Annotated in this window: 15 protein-coding genes; 7 read left to right on the forward strand and 8 right to left on the reverse strand. The window is 65.8% G+C overall.

The features are described from left to right. The first annotated feature begins 90 nt into the window (after positions 1–90). From VJS90_RS18210 to VJS90_RS18225, 4 genes are all read left to right on the forward strand, one after another. Entirely contained in the window at positions 91–1,065 is a 975-nt protein-coding gene (locus VJS90_RS18210; RefSeq protein WP_324123032.1) for a GlxA family transcriptional regulator, read from the forward strand. A 142-nt stretch (positions 1,066–1,207) separates the two neighbouring features. Beyond that, on the forward strand, positions 1,208–2,995 hold the full coding sequence (locus VJS90_RS18215; RefSeq protein ID WP_324123033.1) for a monovalent cation:proton antiporter-2 (CPA2) family protein: 1,788 nt from the start codon (positions 1,208–1,210) through the stop codon (positions 2,993–2,995). A 149-nt stretch (positions 2,996–3,144) separates the two neighbouring features. After that, positions 3,145–4,056 carry a LysR substrate-binding domain-containing protein gene (locus VJS90_RS18220; RefSeq protein WP_324123034.1) on the forward strand — a complete coding sequence of 304 codons (912 nt, stop codon included), beginning with the start codon at positions 3,145–3,147 and terminating at the stop codon, positions 4,054–4,056. A gap of 80 nt (positions 4,057–4,136) precedes the next feature. Next, positions 4,137–5,402 (forward strand): OprD family porin, encoded by a 1,266-nt coding sequence (locus VJS90_RS18225; protein ID WP_324123035.1) that lies wholly within the window; start codon positions 4,137–4,139, stop codon positions 5,400–5,402. Positions 5,403–5,442: 40 nt separating this feature from the next. On the opposite strand, the gene VJS90_RS18230 is transcribed toward VJS90_RS18225, so the two are convergent. From VJS90_RS18230 to VJS90_RS18255, 6 genes are all read right to left on the reverse strand, one after another. Further along, entirely contained in the window at positions 5,443–7,281 is a 1,839-nt protein-coding gene (locus VJS90_RS18230) for an amidohydrolase (protein WP_324123247.1), read from the reverse strand. 143 nt (positions 7,282–7,424) lie between these two features. Continuing rightward, on the reverse strand, positions 7,425–8,243 hold the full coding sequence (locus VJS90_RS18235) for an alpha/beta hydrolase (RefSeq protein ID WP_324123036.1): 819 nt from the start codon (positions 8,241–8,243) through the stop codon (positions 7,425–7,427). Between the two features lie 54 nt (positions 8,244–8,297). After that, entirely contained in the window at positions 8,298–8,861 is a 564-nt protein-coding gene (locus VJS90_RS18240; RefSeq protein WP_324123037.1) for an antibiotic biosynthesis monooxygenase, read from the reverse strand. A gap of 89 nt (positions 8,862–8,950) precedes the next feature. Continuing rightward, complete coding sequence (gene ycaC / locus VJS90_RS18245; protein WP_324123038.1) at positions 8,951–9,580, reverse strand: isochorismate family cysteine hydrolase YcaC; 630 nt, start codon at positions 9,578–9,580, stop codon at positions 8,951–8,953. Positions 9,581–9,769: 189 nt separating this feature from the next. Next, positions 9,770–11,056, reverse strand: coding sequence for an FAD-binding oxidoreductase (locus tag VJS90_RS18250; RefSeq protein ID WP_324123039.1), 1,287 nt, complete (start codon positions 11,054–11,056; stop codon positions 9,770–9,772). Between the two features lie 157 nt (positions 11,057–11,213). Beyond that, a complete protein-coding gene (locus tag VJS90_RS18255; protein WP_324123040.1) occupies positions 11,214–12,704 on the reverse strand; it encodes an aldehyde dehydrogenase family protein in 1,491 nt (496 codons plus the stop codon). A gap of 137 nt (positions 12,705–12,841) precedes the next feature. Here VJS90_RS18255 and VJS90_RS18260 point away from each other — a divergent pair, with 137 nt between their 5' ends. Next, on the forward strand, positions 12,842–13,735 hold the full coding sequence (locus VJS90_RS18260; protein ID WP_324123041.1) for a LysR family transcriptional regulator: 894 nt from the start codon (positions 12,842–12,844) through the stop codon (positions 13,733–13,735). Between the two features lie 103 nt (positions 13,736–13,838). Continuing rightward, complete coding sequence (hglS, locus tag VJS90_RS18265; RefSeq protein WP_324123042.1) at positions 13,839–15,230, forward strand: 2-oxoadipate dioxygenase/decarboxylase HglS; 1,392 nt, start codon at positions 13,839–13,841, stop codon at positions 15,228–15,230. A 214-nt stretch (positions 15,231–15,444) separates the two neighbouring features. Here the strand turns inward: hglS and VJS90_RS18270 are convergent, their stop codons facing one another. Next, positions 15,445–17,427 carry a methyl-accepting chemotaxis protein gene (locus VJS90_RS18270; RefSeq protein WP_324123043.1) on the reverse strand — a complete coding sequence of 661 codons (1,983 nt, stop codon included), beginning with the start codon at positions 17,425–17,427 and terminating at the stop codon, positions 15,445–15,447. A gap of 201 nt (positions 17,428–17,628) precedes the next feature. On the opposite strand from VJS90_RS18270, the gene VJS90_RS18275 reads away from it, so the two are divergent. Next, the gene (locus VJS90_RS18275; protein ID WP_324123044.1) at positions 17,629–18,987 is read left to right on the forward strand and encodes a NorM family multidrug efflux MATE transporter; all 1,359 of its coding nucleotides are present in this window, start codon (positions 17,629–17,631) and stop codon (positions 18,985–18,987) included. A gap of 140 nt (positions 18,988–19,127) precedes the next feature. Here VJS90_RS18275 and VJS90_RS18280 read toward each other — a convergent pair whose 3' ends face one another. After that, positions 19,128–20,792 carry a bifunctional diguanylate cyclase/phosphodiesterase gene (locus VJS90_RS18280; RefSeq protein ID WP_324123045.1) on the reverse strand — a complete coding sequence of 555 codons (1,665 nt, stop codon included), beginning with the start codon at positions 20,790–20,792 and terminating at the stop codon, positions 19,128–19,130. Between the last annotated feature and the right edge of the window lie 109 nt (positions 20,793–20,901).

Raw genomic sequence — 20,901 nt, forward strand, 5'->3', positions numbered from 1 at the left:
CTGGCCCAGCTGACTACTCCGCTAAATTAAGCTGCGCAAATTATTAACGCACTAGCTATCTCGAGCGATCAGGATTCAAGGCGGACGGTTATGGAGCAAGGTCACGCTCAAAAAACAGTGGTACTGGTTGTTTTCGATGATGTCCTGATGCTCGACCTGACAGGGCCGATGGACGCCTTCGCGATCGCCAACCGCTTTCTGCCCGAAGCCAGGCACTACCGCCTTCTCACCCTGGCGAGCCGTGACGGCACGATTCGCAGTTCATGCGGATTGAGGATGGTGGCCGACCTGTGTCTGGATGACGTGCCGCCGACGGTCGATCTGCTCCTGGTGCCTGGCGGCCCGGGCGCCTATGGCGTGGCGCTTGCCGAGATCGAGCGCTGGCTGCCCGCTGCCGCGCGCGGGGCGGCGCGGTTCGGCGCCATCTGCACCGGCGTGTTCGTGCTAGGGCGTGCCGGGCTGCTCGGCGGGTATCGCTGCACCACCCACTGGAACTATGTGGAGCGCTTGGCTCGACAGTTTCCCGAAGCCAAGGTTGAAACAGAGCAGATCTATGTGGTTGATCGAAACCTGATCACCTCCGGAGGGATTACCGCAGGCATCGACCTGGCGCTTGCCGTGGTGGCCGAGGACCACGGCCGGGCCCTTGCCCTTGAAGTGGCCAAGGTGTTGCTGGTCGCCAGGCATCGCCAAGGCGGGCAGACGCCTTATGGGCCATTGCTTGCGGCGGTACCCCGCGACGGGTCGCCCATCGCCCGGGTTCAGGCCTACATCGTCGACCACATCGACGAGGCCTTCACCGTGCGGAAAATGGCCGACCTGGTGGCGATGAGCAGCCGCAACTTCGCCAGGGCCTTTCAGCGGGACGTCGGCCTGACGCCGTTGCAGTACCTGCAGAATGCCCGTATCGACCATGCCCGCAAGTTGCTGGAAGCAGGCGATCAGCCCCTGAAGGTGGTGGCGGCACGTTGCGGTTTTGGCAGCGACCGACACATGCGCAAGGTGTTCTGCGAGCGGATCGGGATGACGCCCAATCAGTACCGGTCGCAGTTTGGCGGCAGCTGAAGGCAGTCAAGGCGTGGCCTGCGATTGTCTTCATTTGCGAATCAATGTTTCCCGGGACCGCTGGATTGTCCTTCATGCATGGCCACCGCAGACTAGCGGCCAGACGAACAACGCTGCCCACGCAGCTCATGGAGTACGAGCGATGCCACATGACGGCAGTCTTTTGCAAACCGCGGTGATCTTTCTGCTTGCCGCAGTCATCACGGTCCCGCTGGCCAAGCGCTTGCAGCTAGGCGCGGTCATCGGCTATCTGCTGGCGGGCGTGGCCATCGGGCCCCAGGCGCTGGGGCTGGTCCGCGATACCCAGAGCGTCGCGCGCATTTCCGAGCTGGGCGTGGTGCTGCTGCTGTTCATCATTGGCCTGGAGCTGTCGCCGCGACGCTTGTGGCTGATGCGCAAGTCGGTGTTCGGCGTCGGTCTGGCCCAGGTGCTGCTGACCGGCGGGGTGATCGGCGCGATCGCGCTGTTCGGTTTCGGCCAGTCGGTTCCCGCCGCCGTAGTCGTCGGCCTGGGGCTGGCCCTGTCCTCCACCGCGCTCGGGCTGCAGAGCCTTGCTGAAAGCAAGCAGCTCAACGCGCCGCACGGGCGTCTGGCGTTCGCCATCCTGCTGTTCCAGGACATCGCCGCGATCCCGCTGATCGCCTTGGTGCCCTTGTTGGCCGCCACTGGCCCGGACATCAGCCATGGCGACAGCCTGGAGCATGCCCTGAAGGTGTTCGCGAGCATCGCCTTGGTGATTGTCGGGGGCCGCTACCTGCTGCGCCCGGTGTTTCGCGCGGTGGCTCGCAGTGGTCTGCCGGAAGTATCCACCGCCACCGCCCTGCTGGTGGTGATCGGCACGGCCTGGCTCATGGAACAGGCCGGCATTTCCATGGCCTTGGGCGCCTTCCTGGCGGGCTTGCTGCTGGCCGATTCCGAATACCGGCATGAGCTCGAGTCGCAGATCGAACCGTTCAAGGGTTTGCTGCTGGGGCTGTTCTTCATGAGCGTCGGCATGGGCGCCAACCTGGGCCTGCTACTGGAAATGCCGGGTTTTCTGCTGGGCATGACGCTGTTGCTGGTGGCGGTGAAGCTGCCACTGCTGATGCTGGTAGGACGCCTGGGCGGTGGCCTGACGGCTGCCAGTGCGTTGCGCCTGGGCGTGGTGCTGGCGGCCGGCGGCGAATTTGCCTTCGTGGTCTTCAAGCTGGGCAAGGACCAGCAGCTGTTCGATGCCCAGACCTACGACCTGCTGTTGATGGCCATCACCCTGTCGATGGCCGTGACGCCGCTGCTGCTGCTTGGCTGCGCCCTCCTGCTGAAGCGTCCGCAGGCCGGCCGTGAAGTGCCCGAGCAGTACAAGGCCATCCAGGCCGATACCCCGCGCGTGGTGATTGTCGGCATGGGCCGCATGGGCCAGATCGTCTCACGCATCCTGCGCGCGCAGAAAATCCCCTTTGTCGCGCTGGATACCTCGGTCGATGCCATCGAAATGACCCGCAGCTTTGAAAAAGTACCGGTGTTCTACGGTGACCCGATGCGTCCCGAGGTGCTGCATGCCGCCAAGGCCGGTGAAGCCGAGTACTTTGTGATCACCATCGACGACCCCGACACCGCCATTCACATTGCCGAGCGGGTCAAGCGCCTGTATCCGCACCTCAAGGTCGTCGCCCGCGCGCGCAACCGCCAGCACGTGCACAAGCTGATGGACGTTGGCGCCGAGCCCATCCGCGAGACCTTCCATTCCAGCCTCGAGATGACCCGCCGCACCCTCGTCGGACTCGGCCTGAGCAAGGCCCAGGCCGCCGACCGCATCCAGCGCTTCACCCAGCACGACGAGGAAGTGCTCGAAGCCCAAGGCCGCGTACGCGACGACCGCGCCAAAGTACTGCAGACCACCCAGGAAGCGCGCGTCGAGCTGGCGCGGCTGTTCGAGGCGGATGCGCCGTAAACCTTCGCCGGGCCTCCCCGGCGCCGACAGACGGGGAGTTCGCAAAAATTTGCAGAGAACGACTTACGCAGGAGGGAGGGCCCATCAACCCATGCGATAACGAGTTGCCGTAAACTCCCCGCCTTGCCCTGCCGCTCGGTGAACGCCCCATGGAAGACCTCAACTCCCTCTATTACTTCACCCAGGTGGTCGAGCATGGCGGCTTTGCGCCGGCCGGGCGGGCGCTGGACATGCCGAAGTCGAAGCTGAGCCGACGTATCGCGGAGCTGGAGGAGCGGCTTGGGGTGCGTTTGCTGCACCGTACCAGCCGGCATTGTTCGTTGACCGAGATTGGCCAGTCCTATTACCAGCGCTGCCTGGCCATGCGGGTGGAGGCCGAGGGGGCGGCAGAGATCATCGAGCGCAACCTCAGCGAGCCGCGGGGCCTGGTGCGGATCAGTTGCCCGACAACCCTGCTCAACGCCTGGGTCGGGCCGATGCTGACGCGCTACATGCTCAAGTATCCGCGGGTGGAGCTGTTCATCGAGAGCACCAACCGCCGGGTCGATCTGCTGCACGAGGGCTTCGACGTCGCCCTGCGGGTACGCTTTCCGCCGCTGGAAAACACCGACATGGTCATGCGGGTGCTGAGCAACAGCACCCAGTGCCTGGTCGGCCAGCCGGCGCTGCTTGAACAGCTGCCCGAGGGCTTTGAGCCGCGACAGCTTGGGCAACTGCCCAGCGTGCACTGGGGCGGCGCCCAGCGCGAATACCAGTGGGAGCTGTTCCAGGGTGAAGACATGAGCACCAGCATCGTGATCCCGCACACGCCGCGCATGGTCACCGACGACCTGTTCGCCCTGCGCCACTTCGTGATTGCCGGCGTAGGCATCGCGCACTTGCCGCGCGTGGCGGTGCGCGAGGACCTGGCCGCGGGCCGGCTGGTGGAACTGCTGCCCGGCTGGCACCCGCGCTGTGGCATCGTCCATGCGATCTTTCCTTCGCGGCGGGGCTTGCTGCCCTCGGTCCGCTCGCTGATCGATCACCTGGCGGAGGAGTTCTCGGTCAGCGACATGGCCTGAGGCGCGACCGCCAGCACACCCATGCAAGACCCGGCCAGGTGCCTGGCGCAGAGTGCGCGCTCAACCGTCCCGGAGCGCTCATGTCTTTCGCACCATGCAGGCCACGCCACGCCTTGCTCGCCACCCTTGCCGCCCTCGGCCCGATGCAGGTCCTCGCCGATGAGCCTGGCTGGTCGCTGCTCAGCCGCAACTACTGGCTGCACAGCGACTACCGCACGCCCTCCGCCAGCGGGCAGAGCTACCGCCAGGAATGGGCCCAGGGCTTTCTGGGCGAGTTGCGCTCCGGCTTCACCGAGGGTCTGCTGGGCATTGGCGTGGACGCCCATGGATTCGTAGGCCTCAAGCTCGACGGCGGCCGCGGACACGCCGGTACCGGACTGCTGCCCCGCGACAGCGACGGCCGCGCCGAAACCGACTATTCGAGCGCTGGCGCCGCACTGAAGGTGCGCTTGGGCGAAACCCTGCTACGCCTCGGCGAAATGACCGTCGAAACGCCCGTGTTCGACACCGCCGACAAGCGTCTGCATCCGGAATACGCCACAGGCTGGCTGCTGGAAAACACCTCGCTGCAGGATCTGCGCGTGCAGGCCGGACGCTTCACCCGGTTCAGCAACCAGGACAGCAGCTCGGCCCACGAAGATTTCGACGGTTACGGGGCCAGCACGCGCGGGCATGCCATCAGCCTGGCAGGTGCCACCTATGCACCCACCGGCCCGGTCGGCGGTGCGCTGTTCGTCTCGCAACTTGACGACACCTGGCGCCAGGCCTACCTCAACCTGAACCTTGCCCAAGGCAACTGGCGCCTGGACGGCAATCTCTATCACACCCGCGACACCGGCAGCGCCAGCGCGGGTGAAATAGACACCCTGGCCTACAGCCTTGCGGCCAGATACATTCGCGGCGCCCAGGCGATTACCCTCGGCTATCAGCGGGTCGAGGGCGACACGCCGTTCGACTTTGTCGGCGGGGACTCGATCTACCTCGCCAATTCGATCAAGTACGCCGACTTCAATGGCCCCCAGGAACATTCCTGGCAGCTTCGCTACGACCTGAACATGGCCAGCCTCGGCGTGCCCGGCCTGAGCCTCATGACGCGCTATGTGAGTGGCCGGGGCATCGATGGCACCCATGCGCCGGTGCAGGGCGTGTACAGCGAAAACCAAGGCAAGAACGGCCGCCATTGGGAGCGCGACCTCGACCTGAAATACGTCGTCCAGCAAGGCGCCGCCAAGGACCTGAGCCTGTCGCTCTCCCACGTCAGCCATCGGGCCAACACCGCACAGGCGGGAGATGACATCGATCGTCTGTACGTGATCATCGAATACCCGCTCAAGGGCCGGTTCTGATCGCGCAATAAAAAGGGGCCTTGGAGGCCCCCTTCGTGGATCAGAACGCGAAACAGGAACAGCCCATCGTCCCCCAGAACCCCTGGAAGTCGCTGACCGGCACACTGGACTGGCGTGCCTTCTCATGGCTGTGGGCATGCACCCCGCACGGCCCGGAGCACTGGTGCACGGCCGCCGCCATCGGCGCGCCCGCGCGCCAGTGCCCCGGCACAAGGGCGACCGGCGACCACTCAGGCAATACCGGCACCGCCGCAGGCCCCAGCTTGTCGAACTCCGCGGCGCCGTAGACGACCTTGCCATCGACCACGGTCAGCACCGATTCAATGCTCTTGATCGCTTCCTCGTCGACGCTGAAATAATCCAGCGACAGCGCAGCCAGGTCCGCCAGCTGGCCTGCCTTGATCTGCCCTTTCTTGCCCTGCTCGCTGGAGAACCAGGCGCTGCCATGGGTAAACAGCTGCAGCGCGATTTCGCGGCTCAGGCCTTCGGGGTACAGCTCCATGCCGCCCACGGTCTTGCCGCTGACCAGCCAGTACAGCGAGGTCCACGGGTTGTAGCTGGACACCCGCGTGGCATCGGTGCCCGCGCCTACCGGCACGCCCTCGGCGAGCATGCGCTGGATCGGCGGGGTCTTTTCAGCCGCCTTGGCGCCGTAACGGTCGACGAAATACTCACCCTGGAACGCCATGCGGTCCTGGATGGCGATACCGCCGCCGAGGGCACGCACGCGCTCGATGTTCTTCGGGGTGATGGTCTCGGCGTGGTCGAAGAACCACGGCAGGCCATTGAACGGAATGTCGCGGTCGACCTTCTCGAACACGTCGAGCATGCGCGAGATGGACTCGTCATAGGTGGCATGCAGGCGGAACGGCCAGCGCTGCTCGACCAGGTGACGGACCACCGGCTCCAGTTCTTCTTCCATGGTCTGCGGCAGGTCCGGGCGCGGCTCGAGGAAGTCCTCGAAGTCGGCGGCGGAGAACACCAGCATCTCGCCAGCGCCATTGTGACGCAGGAAATCGGTGCCGCTGTGCAGCTTGACGCTGGACGTCCACTTCCTGAAGTCGTCCAGCTCTTCCTTGGGCTTCTGGGTGAACAGGTTGTAGGCGATGCGCACGGTCAACTGGCCGTTGTCGGCCAGCTCCTGGATCACCGAGTAGTCGTCGGGAAAATTCTGGTAGCCGCCACCGGCGTCGATGGCGCTGGTCAGGCCTAGGCGGTTGAGCTCGCGCATGAACTGGCGGGTCGAGTTGACCTGGTATTCCAGCGGCAGCGTCGGTCCCTTGGCCAGCGTGGCATAGAGAATCATCGCGTTGGGGCGGGCGATAAGCATGCCAGTCGGCTCGCCGCGGCCATCGCGCTGGATCTCGCCGCCCGGCGGGTTAGGCGTGTCCTTGGTGTAGCCCGCCGCCTTGAGCGCGGCGCGGTTGAGCAGCGCACGGTCGTACAGGTGAAGGATGAATACCGGAGTGTCCGGCGCGGCGCGGTTGATTTCTTCCAGCGTTGGCAGGCGTCGTTCGGCAAACTGGAACTCGTTCCAGCCACCCACCACCCTCACCCATTGCGGGGTTGGCGTGCGGTCGGCTTGTTCCTTGAGCATGCGCAGGGCATCGGCGAGCGACGGCACGCCTTCCCAGCGCAGTTCAAGGTTGTAGTTCAGGCCACCACGGATCAGGTGCAGGTGCGAGTCGTTCAGGCCCGGAATGACGGTGCGCTGCTTGAGGTCGATCACCTGGGTGGCGTCGCTGCGATGGGCCATGGCCTCGGCATCGGTGCCCACGGCCAGGAAGCGCCCGTCCTTGATGGCGACGGCGCTGGCCTTGGGGTTTTCGCGGTCGACCGTGTGCAGGCGGCCGTTGAACAGGATGAGGTCGGCGGTCATGGAACCTCCTTGTGTGGATGCATGGGCGGAACCGGCGGAGCCGGTGAAAGGCAGGGCTGACCAGAGCGCACCAGCGGCGCCGAGCACCGTGCTGGTGGCCAGGAACTCACGACGGCTCTTGCCGTTGGGATCCTGGCTCATGGTCACTGCGCCAGGAACGCGAGCAGGTCCTCGTTCAACTGCTGCGCATGGGTGACGGCGAAGCCGTGCGGGGCTCCGGCGTACACCTTCAGCTCGGCCCCCGGAATCAGCTCCGCGGCCTTCTTGCCAGTGGTCTCGAAGGGCACGATCTGGTCGTCATCGCCATGGATCACCAAGGTCGGTACGTCGATCCTGGCCATGTCCGGGCGGAAGTCGGTCTCGGAAAATGCCGTGACGCAGTCGATGGTGGCCTTGAGCGATGCCATCAGGGCAATGTTCAGGGTCTGGGTCTGGATGCCCTGGGACACGGTCTGGCCATGGTTCAGGCCATAGAACGGGCTGGCGAAATCGGCGATGAACTGCGCCCGGTCGGCGCGCAGGCCGGCCTTGATACCGTCGAATACTGAGGTGTCTACGCCTTCGGGATAGTCCGCTCGCTTGCCGAACATTGGCGTGACCGCACCGAGCAGCACCAGCCCGGCAACGCGCTCGCTGCCATGCCGGGCGATATAGCGGCTGACGTCGCCGCCGCCCATGGAGAAGCCCACCAGGGTGACGTCACGCAGGTCGAGGTGCTCGATCAGCTGGGCGATGTCATCGGCGAAGGTGTCGTAGTCGTAACCGGTCCATGGCTGGCTGGAGCGCCCGAAACCGCGGCGGTCGAAGGCGATGGCGCGGTAGCCGCGGCTGGCCAGGAACTCCATCTGCACATCCCACATGTCGGCATCCAGCGGCCAGCCGTGGCTGAACAGCACGGGCTTGCCGCTGCCCCAGTCCTTGTAATAGATCGAGGTGCCATCAGGGGTGATGAAGCTGCTCATATCGGTATCTCCTGAAAAAGAGGGAAATCTGATTCTAGTCACGGCGGCGCCCGGTCAGGCCCGCAGCCAGTTGGCGCAGCGGCGCGTCAGCCAAGGCATGATGTAGAACACCACGGGGAGGATGACGAACAGGTTGACGATCAGGTTGCCGGTCAGCATCCCGCCCAGCTGCGGGAAGCGTGCGAACAGCGGGGCCAGCAGGGGCGGGATCAGCAAGGTCATGGGGCAGATCACCAGGTAGGTCAGCACCGCTTGTTTCCAGCGCGGCGGTGGCGCGCTGTTGCCCGGCGGGGTGAACCAGAACTCGGGGTCGTTGTGCACCTGGGTGTGGTCGCCGTCCTCGAGCAGCGGCAGCACCTCGGCCACCAGCGCCTGGCGCTCGGCGGAGTTGACCCAGGCCTGCAGCTGGCCCGCATCGGCGAACCGCACCACCGTGGTGAAATGGCGGCCGGCGTCGTCCGGACGAATCACGTTGACGTCCAGGTGGCCCGGCTGCTGGCGTGCGGCATGCACCGCGTGCCTGAGCCACTGCTCGTAGGGGCCCAGCGCGCCAGGGCGCACCTTGTGCTGGATGACCAGGGTGACCACGTTGCGGTTGTCTTGAGTACTGGTGTTCATCTGCGTTTCCTGGGGCAGGTGCTGGCCAGTGCCCACTGTGCAGCAGCGGGCAGGCGCTGGATTGGACGGGTGTGCTGTTCAGGTCCGGCTTAGCGGCCGGCGGTCAGCGCGTTGTAGCTGGACATCAGGTTGCGGTAGTCCGGGATGTGGTTCGAGCACAGCGCGGCCAGGCCTTCGACGTCGTTGCGCCAGTCGCGGTGCAGCTCGCAGGCCACGCCGAACCAGGTCATCAACTGGGCGCCTGCGGCGCTCATGCGGTCATGGGCGGCGTCACGGGTCATGGCGTTGAAGGTGCCGGAGGCGTCGGTCACCACGAACACTTCGAACTCTTCTTCAAGGGCGGACAGCGCCGGGAAGGCCACGCACACCTCGGTAACGACGCCGGCGATGATCAGCTGCTTCTTGCCGGTGGCCTTGACTGCCTTGACGAAGTCTTCGTTGTCCCAGGCATTGATCTGGCCAGGGCGGGCGATGTAGGGCGCGTCCGGGAACAGCGCCTTGAGCTCGGGCACCAGTGGGCCGTTGGGGCCGGTCTCGAAGCTGGTGGTGAGAATGGTCGGCAGCTTGAAGAACTTGGCCAGGTCGGCCAGGGCCAGGACGTTGTTCTTGAACGCGTCGGGCTCGATGTCACGGACCAGGGACAGCAGGCCAGCCTGGTGGTCGACCAGCAGGACAGCGGCGTTGTTGATGTCGAGGCGGTTGTATTTGAACGAGGTCATGGTGTGGCTCCTGAGGTGGTGTTTCGCTGTGCTTGATTGCATGGGCACAGATTAGAAACTTCACCTTTGGAGCACTAGATAGCTGAATTTGCCTTTAGCGTTCTGTTTTTGGAACGATCAGAACGCCGCAGCTGGACGTGTGGCGCTCATCGCAGGATGAGCCCGCATCCAACAGAGGGGCGTGCCCAGTCAGAGCACCACGCGCAGGCACTGGCCGGCGTGGTACAGCGAGAAGCCGGTTTCATAGAAACCGGTTCGCAGCCCGGCTATGGAGACCGCCTTCATGGGCGAGAACGGAATCGGCAGGCTGTCTGGCTGGTCGTTGAGCAGAAACTGCGCGAAGGCCTTGCCGATCACGGTGCCGGTGGTATTGCCGCGCCCGTTGTAGCCGGTGACCGCGACCAGTCCCGGTGCCGGCTCGAACAGGCGCATGAGGTGATCAGGGGTGAAGTCGATGCAGCCGGTCCAGTGCATCTGCCAGTCGACCTTGCCCAGTTTCGGGAAATAGTGGCTCTGGATTCGGTCGGCCCAGCTGCGCACGAACCACGCCGGCTTGTTGTCGACGCGCCCGAGACTGCCCAGCAGCAGCCGGCCCTGGTCGTCGCGGCGGATGCTGCTGAGCACGGTGCGGGTATCCCAGGAGCCTTGGCCGTGGGGCAATACCTTGTCAGCGGCGGCGCCCGACAACGGTGCCGACGCCACCTGGTAGTAGTAACCGCGGAAATAGTGCTTCTGCAGGTTGCTCCATTCGCCCTCGGTATAGGCCCCGGTGGAGATCACCACCTTGTCGGCCTTCACCGAGCCGCGCGCGGTGTTTACCCGCCAGGCATCGCTCTCGCGCGTCAGGCCTTGCACCGCGGACTGCTGGAACAGCTGTCCGCCCAGGCGCACCACGGCGGCAGCCAGACCCTGGGTGTAGGCCATGGGGTTGATGGTGCCCGCGCGGCGGTCGAGCAGCGCGGCGGAAATCTTGTCGGTACCACAGTACTCCTGGCACTGGGCGCCGGTCAGCAGCTCGACATCGGCCCCACGCCGGCTCCACTGCTCGTGGCGTGCCTGCAGGTCGGCAAGGCCGGTGGCGTTGTGCGCCATGTGCAGGGTGCCCTTGTGCTGCGCCTGGCAGTCGATGCCCAGGCGCTCGATCATCGCGAACACCTCGCCCGGCGCCTCGCCGAGCACCTTGTTCAGGCGGCTGCCCTGCTGCTGGCCCAGGGTCGTCTCGACATCGTCGGGACGAATCCAGGTGCCCGCGTTGACCAGCCCGACGTTGCGCCCCGAGCCACCATGGCCAACCTTCCATGCCTCCAGCACGATGACCGACTTGCCCTGTTCGAGCAGGTGAATGGCGGCCGACAGGCCGGTAATACCGCCGCCGATGATGCACACATCGGCCCTGTGCTCGCCGGCCAGCGCCAGGCTGGCGATGGACGGTTTGGTGACGTGTTCCCACAGACATTCTTGTCGCAGTTCGGGCATGACCGGCTCCAGCTGTTGTTCTTTTTTAGCGGGTACATCCAGGCATCGGGTCGCCCCTTTTCGCGGGCAAGCCCGCTCCCACAGGTGCAAGGGTGGCTCGGAGCGCACCCGGTCTCTGTGGGAGCGGGCTTGCCCGCGAAAAGAGCGACGCGGTCAATCAGTCAAACACAATCCCCTGCGCCAGCGGCAGCTCGCGCGAGTAGTTGACGGTGTTGGTCTGACGGCGCATGTAGCCTTTCCAGGCATCGGAGCCGGACTCACGGCCGCCGCCGGTTTCCTTCTCGCCACCAAAGGCGCCACCGATCTCGGCGCCGCTGGTGCCGATATTGACGTTGGCGATGCCGCAGTCGCTGCCCGAGGCGCTCTGGAAGCGCTCAGCCTCACGCAGGTCGGTGGTGAAGATGCACGAGGACAGGCCTTGTGGCACTTCATTGTTCAGGCGAAGGGCTTCTTCGAAGTCGTCATAGGCCAGCACGTAGAGAATCGGCGCGAAGGTCTCGTGACGCACCACGTCGCTCTGCGCGGGCATCTCGGCGATGGCTGGGGACACGTAGTAGGCGTTCGGGTATTCCGAAGCCAGCTGGCGCTCACCGCCAAACACCTGGCCGCCTTCGTCGCGGGCCTTGGCCAGCGCACCTTGCATGGCATCGAACGACTGCTTGTCGATCAGCGGGCCGACGAGGTTGTCCTTGCGCGGGTCACCGATGCGCACCTTGGCGTAGGCCGCTTTCACGCGGGCAACCACTTCGTCCTTGATCGAGCGGTGCGCGATCAGGCGACGCAGGGTGGTGCAGCGCTGGCCGGCGGTGCCGACAGCCGAGAACAGGATGCCGCGCACGGCCAGGTCCAGGTCAGCGCTCGGGGCGAGGATCATGGCATTGTTGCCGCCCAGTTCGAGGATGCTGCGACCGAAGCGCGCCGCCACACGCGGACCCACTTCACGGCCCATGCGGGTGCTGCCCGTGGCGCTGACCAGTGCCACGCGAGCGTCGTCGACCAGCGCTTCACCCGCTTCGCGGCCGCCGATCACCAGCTGGGCCAGGCCTTCTGGCGCTTCACCAAATGTCTTCAGGGCTTTTTCGAACAGCGCCTGGCAGGCCAGCGCGGTCAGCGGGGTTTTTTCCGATGGCTTCCACACCACGGCGTTGCCGGTGACCAGCGCCAGGGCGGTGTTCCACGCCCATACGGCAACCGGGAAGTTGAAGGCGCTGATCACGCCGACCACGCCCAGCGGGTGCCAGGTCTCACGCATGTGGTGGCCAGGGCGCTCGGAGGCGATGGTCAGGCCGTACAGCTGGCGCGACAGGCCAACGGCGAAGTCGCAGATGTCGATCATTTCCTGCACTTCACCCAGGCCTTCCTGAGTGATCTTGCCGGCTTCGACCGACACCAGCTCACCGAGATCGGCCTTGTGCGCACGCAGCACTTCGCCGAACAGGCGCACCAGTTCGCCCCGGCGAGGCGCCGGCACGGTGCGCCAGGCTTCAAAGGCTTGCTGGGCCTGGGCAATGCGAGCGACCACCTGGGCCTTGTCTTCCAGCTTCACCGAGGCGATCTGGCTGCCGTCGATCGGGGTGTGTACAGGGTAGTCGCCCTGGGTGAAGGCCTGGGCCGGTACACCAAGGCGCTCGAGCAGTGCCGCAACCATGTTCGTCTCCTACATCGTGGGAATAAGTGAAATCCTGATGGGGATCAGTATTAATCCGATCACTCTGGCGCAACAAACGACCTTTATTCCGCATATCATTCCGCCAGGTAATGACTTTTTCCATCCGAGAGACCGCTATGTCCAAACGCCTGGTACCGTCGATGGCCGCCCTGCAGTGCTTCGAGGCCGCAGCGCGCCACCTGAGCTTCACCCGCGCCGCCGAAGAGCTGCACCTGACCCAGAGCGCCGTGAGCAAACAGGTCGCGCAGCTCGAAGAGATGCTGCGCCATCACCTGTTCCTGCGCATCCGCCGCCGCCTGCAACTGACGCCTGCAGGCGCCCTGTACCTGGCCGAGGTCAACAAGATTCTCACCCAAGTCGACATGTCCAGCCGTTACATCCTTTCCTACGGTGAACAGACCGAAGTACTGAAGGTAGCCACTCAGCCGAGTTTTGGCGTGCGCTGGCTGATCCCGCACCTCAAGGGCTTTGGCAAGCGTTTCCCGAACATCCACCTGGACATCCGCAACGAGATGGAGCCGTTCGCCCTGCTCCAGGCCACGGCCGACGTGGTGTTCTTTCATGGCCAGGGGACATGGCCCGGCGCGACCTGCATCGAGCTGTTCCGCGAGGAGGTGGTGCCGGTGTGCGCGCCGGAGCTGCTGCAGGCCCGCGCGTTGCAAGGACCCAGCGAGGTCGCCGAACTGGTGTTGCTGCAGAGCACTTCCCGCCCGGAGGCGTGGCATGAGTGGTTCCTCGAGCAGGACCTGCACACCGCCAACAGCTATCACGGGCCGCGCTTCGACACCTTCTACATGGCCCTGAGCGCAGCCCAGGCTGGATGCGGCGTGGCGCTGGTGCCGCGTTACCTGGTGGCGCGCGAGCTGGCGGATGGCAGCCTGGTGGTGCCGTGGAATCATGCGATGCGCAGCAGCGGTGCCCACTACCTGGCCTTCGCCGAGCATGCGGCAGAGGTGCCGAAAGTACGGGCACTGGTGGAATGGGTGAGGGAGCAACTGGCGATTGGCTGATAATTGATAAAAAAAGGAATGACACCTCTACTTTTTTTCGCTTGTGCGTCAAGTGCATTCCTCGCTTTCATGTAGTGGTCCCATTTACTTCAGGAAGCTTGCGATGCCCGCTCATGATTTCGTCAGCCCCGACAGCATTCGCGCGCAGTTCTCTGCCGCCATGTCGCTCATGTACAAACAGGAAGTGCCGCTCTACGGCACGTTGCTGGAGCTGGTGAGCGAAATCAACCAGCAGGTCATGGCGCAGCAACCCGAGGTCGCGCAGGCCTTGCGCTGGACCGGCGAAATCGAGCGCCTTGACCAGGAACGCCACGGTGCCATCCGCGTCGGCACCGCCGAGGAGCTGGCGACCATCGCGCGGCTGTTCGCGGTCATGGGCATGCAGCCGGTGGGCTACTACGACCTGAGTTCGGCGGGGGTGCCCGTGCATTCCACCGCGTTTCGCGCGATTCACGAGCGCTCGCTGCACATCAGCCCGTTTCGGGTGTTCACTTCGCTGCTGCGCCTGGAGCTGATCGACAACCTGCCACTGCGCGAGCTGGCCCGCGAGATCCTGGCCAAACGGCAGATCTTCACCCCCACGGCGCTCGAGCTGATCGCCCAGTGCGAGCGCGAGGGCGGCCTGGGCGCGGCAGATGCCGAGCGCTTCGTGGTCGAGGCGCTGCACACCTTCCGCTGGCACCAGGACGCCACGGTGACCGCCGCCCAGTATCAGCAATTGCACGACCAGCACCGCCTGATCGCCGACGTGGTGGCCTTCAAGGGCCCGCACATCAACCACCTCACCCCACGTACCCTGGACATCGACGCGATCCAGCGTGGCATGCCCGCCAAAGGCATCCCACCCAAGGCCGTGGTCGAAGGCCCGCCCACCCGCCGTCACCCGATCCTGCTGCGCCAGACCAGCTTCAAGGCCCTGCAGGAAAAGGTCGCGTTCAGTGATCAGCAGGGCAGCGCGGGCAGCCATACCGCGCGTTTCGGCGAGATCGAGCAGCGCGGCGCGGCGCTGACGCCCAAGGGCCGCGCGCTGTATGACCGGTTGCTCGATGCCACGCGGGTGAGCCTGGGCGGCGCGCCGACCGAGGCCAATGCCGAACGGTACATGGCGCTGCTCAAGGAGCACTTCGCGGCATTCGCGGATGATCTCGCGCAGATGCGTGAGCAGGGGCTGGCGTACTTCCGCTACTTCGCCACCGACAAGGGGCTGGACGCGCGTGAGCTGGCCGACCGTCCAGACAGCCTGGAAGGGCTGATCGAGGCCGGGCATGTGCATTACGAAGCGCTGGTGTACGAGGACTTCTTGCCGGTGAGCGCGGCAGGGATCTTCCAGTCCAACCTGGGCGGCGAGGCGCATGACTATGGCAGCAATGCCAACCGCGATGCCTTCGAGCAGGCGCTGGGGTTGAAGGTGCAGGATGAGCTCGCGCTGTATGCGCAGAGCGAGCGGCGGTCGCTTGAGGCGTGCGGTGAGGCGTTGGGGGTGGTTTTGGGTTGAGGCCAGGGGCCGCGTTGCGGCCCATCGCGGGACAAGCCCGCTCCCACAGGACTTGAGGCGCGGTACTGGACCTGTGGCAGCTGTCTTGTTCCCTGCCGGGATTGCACAACGCGACAGTGGTGTGGCCCGGCGAGGGCTTCGCACTCGCCGGGGCGCAGGGTCATCAGGGTGTGCGATGGTGGCAGGGGACAAGGACAGGGCCCCGGAAAACCTTCTAGCCTACCCGAAACCGGTCCACTTCCTGCCTCAGCTGCCCCGCCAACCCTTCCAGCTCACGCGCCGTGGTTGCCAGCTCATTGGCTACGTCACGCTGTTCACTGTTGGCCTGGGCAATGCTCTGCAGGTTACGGCTGAGCACCGTCGCTGTGCTGCTCTGCTCCTGGGTCGCGGTGCTGATCGCGGCGAACTGCTCACCCGCCGAGCGGCTCTGCTCGTCAATGCTGGCCAGCGCGGCGGCGACCTTGGCGTTGCGGTCGAGGCCTTCCTGCATCAGGCGGTTGCCCTGCTCCATGGTGCTGATGGCATGGCCCGTCTGCTCCTGGATGCTGGCGATCATGCCGGAGATTTCCTCGGTCGCCTGGCGGGTACGCGCGGCCAGGCTGCGCACTTCATCGGCGACCACTGCAAAACCACGGCCCTGCTCGCCAGCGCGGGCGGCCTCGATGGCAGCGTTGAGCGCCAGCAGGTTGGTCTGGTCGGCAATCGCCGTGATCACCCCGACGATGCCGCCGATCTCCTGCGACCGCGCACCCAGGGTGTCCATCACCTCGGCCGTGCCGCCCAAGGCCTTGGCGATCTGCTGAAGCGAGGCCGATGCTTCGTCCATGGCGCTACGGCCGATGCGGGTCTGCTGGACGTTGTCGCGGGCCATGCGCTCGGTGCTGCCCATGTTGTCGGCGATGTTCATCGAGGTGGCACTGAACTCCTCGACTGCGCCGGCCATGCTGGTGATCTCGCCAGACTGCTGCTCCATGCCCTCGCACGCGCCCAACGACAGGCCGGACAATGATCGCGCCCGCCCGCTCACTTGCTCGGAGGCGCCGCGGATATGCTCGACCATGGTCGCCAGGGCATCGCCCATCTGGTTGAAGCTGCGCGCCAGCTGGCCGATCTCGTCATTGCTGGTGACCGCCAGGCGCGCCTGCAGGTCGCCAGCGCCAAGCGCCTCGGCCTGGCGCACCAGGTCGCCCAACGGGCGCAGCTTGCGCCGGAGCAGCCAGAGGGTCGCCGCCACGGCCAGCAACATCGCCAGCAGGCTTCCGATGGCCAGGCGCAGGCCGACGCTCCACGTCACCGCACGGATCTGCGCCTCGGGCATGCTCGCCACCACCGTCCAGGGGCCTTCGGCGAACGGCATGGCGACGCTGTACAAGGTCGTGCCGGCGTTGTCCCAGAAGCTGCCGTGCCCTGGCCGATCGGCCAGGCCTGCGACCGAGCGCGCCGCTGCCGCCGCGTCGCTTGCCCCTGCGGGGGCGACCAGCCAATGTCCTTGCTCGTCGAGCAGCGCCAGCGAGCCGGTGTGGCCGATCCGGAAGCGCTGCAGGTTGGCCAACTGCGCGTTCTGCGCGTCGGTGTAGTCGAAGCCGACGAAGAGCACGGCGATCACTCGCCCGCCGCCATCGCGCACCGGCACGTAGCGGGTCATGTAGTTGCGCTCGAACAGCAGCGCACGGCCCACGTAGGCCTGCCCCGCTATCAGCCGTGCGTAGGCCGGGTGCTGGCGATCCAGCTGGGTGCCGATGGCGCGGCTGCCGTCCTGCTTGGTGAGCGAGGTGCTGATACGGATGAAGTCATCGCCGCTGCGCACGAACAGCGTCGCCACGCCCGCGGTCATCTGCTGGAATTCGTCAACCTGCTCGAAGACGTTGTTGAGCAGATGATCGCCCAGGTACAGGGCCGGGGTCGGCACGCCGGCCACCGTCACGCGCTGGCTGGGGTCCACCCGCAGGTTCGAGGCGAAACGCCGCTCGAACAGGCCGCTCAGGCGCTGGGTGTTGTCCTTGAGCGAGGTGTGGAAGGTGTCGAGCTGGTCGGCCAGCAACCTGGCTTCGCTGGCCAGGTGCTCCTGGCGGGTGGCGAGGTTGGCGCTGTCGAGCGAGCGCAGGGCGAACAGGGTGCTGCCGGTGATGACCACCGCGAGCACGGCGGCAAGGGCGATACCGAGCTGCGAGGCGATGCGGGCACGGGGTTGAGGCATGAAGGCTCCAGGCTGATTGCGCCTTCTTGGGGGGCGCTGGTGTCTTTGATTCGGCCTTGCAGGGGAATACTTGAGTGGCGGGTGCGGTTATTTGTGATAAGCCCCACCCGCAATGAGGCGCCACGATTGATGTTTGTGAATACCTGACCGAAGCCCCAGAATCGACGTCTCCCTCTGCCCACAGACAAGGTCCGTCCGTCCATGCATGTCGCCCCTGCCACCGAACTCAAGGCCCTGCTGCGCCTGGCCGGGCCGCTGATCGCCTCGCAGCTGGCGCACATGCTGATGCTGCTGACCGATACGCTGATGATGGCGCGCATCAGCCCGCAGGCCCTGGCCGGTGGCGGGCTGGGGGCGGCGAGCTATTCGTTCGTGTCGATCTTCTGTCTGGGCGTGATCGCCGCGGTCGGCACCCTGGTGGCGATTCGCAAGGGCTCGGGCGATCGCGACGGCGCGACCCGGCTGACCCAGGCGGGGCTGTGGCTGGCCTGGGGGCTGGCGGTCGGCGCGGGGCTTGTGCTGTGGAACATCCAGCCGGTGCTGCTGCACCTGGGGCAGAGCCCGGAAAACGTCGAGCTGGCGGGCCAGTTCCTGACCCTGTTGCCGCTGGCCCTGCCCGGCTACCTCAGCTTCATGGCCCTGCGCGGCTTCACCAGCGCATTGGGGCGCTCGACGCCGGTCATGGTCATCAGCCTGGTGGGCACGGTGCTCAACTACCTGTTCAACCATGCGCTGATCGAGGGGATGTTCGGCCTGCCCAAGCTGGGGCTGGTGGGCATCGGCCTGGTCACGGCGCTGGTCTCGACCGGCATGGCGATCGCGCTGGCGCTGCATATCCGCTGGCACCCGGCCTACGCGCCCTACCCGCTGCGCCAGGGCCTGAGCCGCCCCGACTGGCCGGCGCTGCGCGAACTCTGGCGCCTGGGCCTGCCGATCGGCGGCACTTACATGGTGGAGGTCGGCCTGTTCGCCTTCGCCGCGCTGCTCATGGGCGTGCTCGGCAGCACGGAGCTTGCGGCGCACCAGATCGCGCTGCAGATCGTCTCGACCGCCTTCATGGTGCCGACGGGGCTGTCCTACGCCGTGACCATGCGTGTCGGCCTGTACTACGGCGCGGGCAAGCTGCTGGCGGCGCGTAGCGCGGGACGGGTCGGCATTGCGTTCGGCGCGCTGGTGATGTCGGCGTTCGCCGCGCTGTTCTGGCTGCGGCCCGAAGCGCTGGTGGGAGTGTTCCTTGACCTGGACGATCCCGCTTTCGCCGACATCGTCACCCTGGCCGTGGGCCTGATCATGGTCGCGGCCTGGTTCGAACTCTTCGATGGTATCCAGAGCATCGCCATGGGCTCGATCCGCGGGCTGCAGGATGCCAAGACCACCTTCGTGATCGGCCTGGGCTGCTACTGGCTGATCGGCGCGCCCTGTGCGTGGCTGTTCGCCTTCAACCTGGGCGGCGGTGCGGTCGGGGTATGGTGGGGCCTTGCGCTGGGCCTGGCCTGCGCCGCGGTGAGCCTGACGCTGGCGTTCGAGTGGCGGATGCGCCGGTTGCTGGCGCGGGAATAGGGACTGGGGCTTGGGATCACGCCATACCTGTGGGAGCTGGCTTGCCAGCGAAGAGGCCGGAACAGACAGCACATCAGCCAGATCAGTGCTGGCTTATCGATTCGCTGGCAAGCCAGCTCCCACAGGTACAGCGTCGCCTGTCACAGGTTCATCACCCGCTGCTGCGCGTCGGCCTGCAAGAAGGCCAGTAGTTCCTCCACCGGCAGCGCCCGGCTGATCAGGAAGCCTTGCACCTGGTCACAACCATAGGCCCGTAGCAACGCCATCTGCTCGGGGGTCTCCACGCCCTCGGCCACCACCTGCAGGTTGAGGTTGTGGGCCAGGTTGATCATGGCGTGCACCAGCTTGCGGTTCTCTTCGCGCTTCTCCATGCCGCCGACAAAGCTGCGGTCCACCTTGAGCAAGGTGATCGGCAAGCTGTCCAGGTGCACGAAGGACGAAAAACCGGTACCGAAGTCATCCAGCGAAAACCGCACACCCAGGCGGCTCAAGGCATCCATGGTCTGCTGGACCAGGTCGTTGCGGCGCATCACCGCGGTCTCGGTAAGCTCGAACTCCAGCCAGCGGGCATCGACGCCGTTCTCGATGATCAATCGGCTCAGGGTCGCCAGCAGCTGGCTGTCCTGGAACTGGCGGAAACTCAGGTTCACCGCCATGTGCAGCGGCGCCAGCCCGCGTTCGCGCAGGGTCTGCATGTCGCGCAGGGCGCGGGCGATGACCCAGTAGCCCAGCGGCACGATCAGGCCGCTCTGCTCGGCAAGGGGCACGAACTCGCACGGCGGCAGGAGCCCGCGCTCGGGGTGGCACCATCGCACCAGCGCTTCGAGGCCGACGATGCGCCCCGTGGCCAGGTCAAGGCGCGGCTGGTAGTGCAGCTCCAGCTCGTCGCGCCGCAGCGCCCGGCGCAACTCGCTCTCCAGGTCCGCCAGGCTGCGCGCGCTGTGATTGATACGCTCATTGAACATGTGAAAGGTGCAGCCCTCGACGCCCTTGGCCTGCCGCATGGCGATATGCGCATGCCACATCAGCGGGTCGGCGCCGCATTGCGCGCGGGCATGGGCCACGCCGAGGCTGCAGCCCAGCAGCAGGCTCTCGCCATCGATCCAGTAGGGCTCGCCCAGGGCCTCGGTAATGCGCTCGGCCATCCACTCGGCCCGCTGCGGGTCGCGGCGGGTGTCGATCAGCAGGGCGAATTCGTCACTGCCCAGACGCGCGATCTGGTCACCCGCCTCCAGCTGACTCTTCAGTCGCCCCACCACCTGCAGGATCAGCCGGTCCCCGGCCTGGTGCCCGAGGGCGTCATTGGCATGACGAAAGTTGTCCAGGTCCAGGTGGCCCAGTGCAACGCCGCGCCCGTCGTGATCGGCCAGGCGCGCGGCGAGCAGGGTCTGGAAGCCCTGTCGGTTGGCAATGCCGGTCAGCGGGTCCTGCTCGGCCAGGCGCTGCAAGGTTGCCTCCAGCACGCCGCGCTCACGCACGTGGCGCAGGCAGCGTCGCACCACGTCGGTGCTCAACTGGGAACGCACCAGCCAGTCGCTCGCACCAGGCGGCGAGTGCTCAGGCTCGTGCTCGAGCAGCAGCACCATTGGCAGCACGCAACGCTCCGGCGCCGGTTGCAGCGCCGGCGTGGCCAGCACGATCGCCTGCCGGTCGTGGGCAAACAGGCTGTCGACCGCGTCCCAGCTGGGCGCGGTCAGCAGGACCGTGTTGCCGCCAAGGGGCAACAGGCACTCGCGCAGCACGGCAGCCCACGCCGGCTCATCGGCCAACAGCAGCAAACGCAACGGTTCGACGGGCGTTGACAAACAAGCTCCTTAGGACGTCTACACAGTCAGGATGACATTACGGGACCAAGGCAGAGCATCGTACCGCATGATTGCAAATGATTCTCACATTCATGCCATCCCAATGCCA

Source organism: Pseudomonas sp. (assembly GCF_035277045.1).
Classification (GTDB): domain Bacteria; phylum Pseudomonadota; class Gammaproteobacteria; order Pseudomonadales; family Pseudomonadaceae; genus Aquipseudomonas.